Consider the following 3,245-nt stretch of genomic DNA (forward strand, 5'->3'; position numbering starts at 1 on the left):
GTGCGCAAGGTTTCGGCGGTGGCGTGAAACAGGATGTCGTAGACCACGGCCTTGTTCTGGTACGCGATTGCCGCGATCTCCTCGGGTAGCGTAAAGACCACGTGAAAATAGTCCACGGGAATGAGATCGGCGTGGCGTTCTTCCAGCCATTGCGCGCGTACCAGGGACTGGCACTTCGGGCAGTGCCGATTTCGGCAGCTGTTGAAGGCAATGCGCTGGTGACCGCAGGAATCACACTGCTCGACATGTCCGCCGAGCGCGGCGGTACGACAACGCTCGATCGCGCTCATGACGCAGCGCTGCCCGCGACTGAGCGCGTCAGCGTGGTGCTGGCGATAGCTGGGCCCGGCCTGGCGAAAGATGTCGGCCACCTCGAGCCCGGTGGCGCGCACGCCCCGTCTCAGAAATGAGTGAGAGGCGCGGGTGTCGGTGGGGGTGACTCAACCTTGGGTAGCAAATCGAAGGGACTGGTCGTGGCGCACACGGTGCTGGTGGCAACCTTCAGGTAGCGCGAGGTCGTCGCCAGACTGCGGTGCCCGAGCAGGAGTTGGATGGTGCGGACATCGGTGCCGGACTCAAGCAGATGGGTGGCGAAAGCGTGACGCAACGCGTGCGGGGTGATCGGTTTGGCAATACCTGAAGCACGGTGCGCTTTCTGGCAGGCTTGCCCCACGGCATCGCGGGTGATCGGCTGCCCAGGCAGGTCTCCCGGGAACAGCCACAGCGTCGGATGGGCGGCTTTCCAGTAGGCGCGCAGCTCATCGAGCAAACGCGGCGAGAGCATTACATAGCGATCCTTCCGCCCTTTGCCTTGATCGACCCGGAGCATCATCCGCTGGCTGTCGATGTCGGTCACCTTGAGGTGGGTGGCTTCCGAGATGCGCAAGCCCGCCGCATAGGCCGTCATGAGAATCGCTCGATGCTTGCGGTTGCCGATCGAGTCCAGGAAGTGCATCACTTCCTCGCGACTGAGGATTACCGGCAACTTGAAAGGTCGCTTGGGCATCGGAATCTCGTCGACCGTCCAGGGCCGCTTGAGCGTTACCTTGTACAAGAAGCGCAGCGCGCCGGTCGCGACGCTGACACTGCTGGCCGAGAGCATTCGGGTTTGCGTCAAATGGACCTGATAGGCACGAACCTCCTCCGGACTGAGTTCTGCCGGTGAGCGGTCAAAGTGTCGCGCGTACGCGGCGACCTGTTGCAGGTAGGCCGATTGGGTGTTCTCGGCGAGGTTGCGGATCGCCATGTCTTCGAGCATCCGCTGGCGTAGAGGCGTCATGGTCAAGCTCCTTATCTGGATTGAGTGAAGTGCTGCACGCAGCAACTTCATCGTTCTCCGTCGGGAGCTTTCTGTAAATCCGACCCACTGAATCCGGTCGTCAAGCTGCGACTACCGCGTCAGCGGTTTAGTCCAAGGGTCGCTATGTAAAGCTTTACATAGCGACCCAAATCCGTCCTTCGAGTTTCTCCACAGCGGCCCGACGTTCAGCTAAGGGATTTTCGTGTTTCGCCCACGTTGCCTGACCATTCTCTTCAGAGGTCTGCGAATCGGCGCAATGCGGTCAGCTCATTATCGCATCTTGTATTTCTGCATAGGGTCGAGGTTGTGTGAAAACGTAGTCAGATTAATTCACCGATAAAGCGTCTATCTGGCGGCTACGCAGCGCGTAGTCTAAGCGCAGTCGCGTCACACCACTTTATTCCGCCCCAGTTGCTTGGCACGGTACAGCGCTTGATCAGCCTCATTCATGAGTGCGGTGAAACCCAGCTGACGGCCTTTGAGTTCCGTAACGCCGAGCGAAATCGTGACTCCCACCACGCTACCGTCGCCCGTTGGAATTTCCGCTTGAGCCACCATTCCCCGCAGCCGTTCCGCGACATCAATCGCCCCGGCTCGGTCGGTTTCGATCAGAATCACAGTGAATTCTTCCCCGCCGGTGCGGCCGAAGAGATCCACATTGCGCAGCAACTCCCGAATCACCAAAGAAACCCGCTGCAGCACCAAATCGCCCACAGCGTGCCCCCACGTATCGTTCACGGTTTTGAAATGGTCAATGTCGATCATCATCACTGCGAGCGAGTGCCCATAACGAAGTGATCGCTCCACTTCGCGCTCCGCTTCGTCGACAAGATGCCGACGATTGAACAGCCCCGTAAGATAGTCCGTGCGCGCTTGAACTTCCGCCTCGTGTTTCATCTGACGTTCGATCTGCAAACTTCTTTCTGCCAGTGCGAGATTCGTGGACGATTGTTGGGCTTCTTGAAAAATCCTCCGCGAGTGCGCGTTGACCAGCGCGGCGAACAAAATGCCGACGATAAGGCCGTTCGCAATCAGTACTTGCCGACCAAACAGATAGCTTTGCGTATCTGCACGACTCGTGTAGTAAGTCAGCCAAAGTGCCGTGAACAGCAAGGTAACGGTACTGAAAACGATCTGCATCATGCGCCGGCTTGGTCTTTGCTCTTTGCGCAGCTTAAAAGTCATGAGTGCCAGGTACCACCACGCCAGCCGCACCAACAGGGAGTTGCTGATCGCCGCCCACATGGGTCTGCCAAGGGCCATAGCCAGGAGCTGGAGCGGGAACGCCCACAACATAAGGTCCAATCCGCGCATGAGGAACGGCGGTGGCTCGTACGACCGGAATAGCGTTCGGCAAAAGAGAAGGCACGTAAAACCGACCGCGCAATACGGCAACACGAACAACGTGTCCGAAAGCCAAGGAAAACCCTCGGGAATCAACGGGCCGAAATATCCCGTAATGGCAGTTCCGTAAACCACATAGGCAGCTTGGTAAATGGCAAACAAGCCGACAACGGCCTGCCGATCCAGCAGATAACTGTGTAGCGCCCAAATCAGCAAGGCGACCATGGATGTGACGAAAAACACCTGCAGCAGGTCGAATTCATGTACGCGCGCATGGGCCTCAATGGGCGGCAGGGCCTCGACGGTCAGTTGTGGCATGGAAATTGTTTTGACGCGCAAATAATAGGTGGTCTCGGGGAAATCAAGTTTCACCCGAAAGCCCAGCGTATGCCGCAGACGTTCCCCTTCACTGTACGCGTAATGACTGCCGGTAACCCGTGACGCCCAACCGGACGGCTTGGTGGCGTCGGGCTCGAAGAGACGGACTTCGTTGAGGAAGGGCTGTCGAATTATTAACCCGGCCCTTAAATAGCTTTGCTAAGCCGCGTATGCGGCATGAGGATGCTGGAAATAGGAACGGATGCGTTCGGGCCATTGTGCG

Annotated in this window: 3 protein-coding genes; all 3 read right to left on the minus strand. The window is 58.2% G+C overall.

Annotation, left to right across the window (positions count from 1 at the left end; translation table 11 throughout):
- On the minus strand, nt 1–392 hold a 392-nt coding region (locus BO74_RS20775), incomplete at its 3' end, for an IS91 family transposase (RefSeq protein WP_496445263.1).
- An 8-nt stretch (nt 393–400) separates the two neighbouring features.
- Nucleotides 401–1,279 (minus strand): tyrosine-type recombinase/integrase, encoded by an 879-nt coding sequence (locus tag BO74_RS20780; RefSeq protein WP_496445265.1) that lies wholly within the window; start codon nt 1,277–1,279, stop codon nt 401–403.
- A 408-nt stretch (nt 1,280–1,687) separates the two neighbouring features.
- Nucleotides 1,688–3,157, minus strand: a complete 1,470-nt coding sequence (locus tag BO74_RS20785) for a sensor domain-containing diguanylate cyclase (RefSeq protein WP_496445267.1) — start codon at nt 3,155–3,157, stop codon at nt 1,688–1,690.
- Between the last annotated feature and the right edge of the window lie 88 nt (nt 3,158–3,245).

This window comes from Propionivibrio pelophilus DSM 12018 (assembly GCF_059569095.1).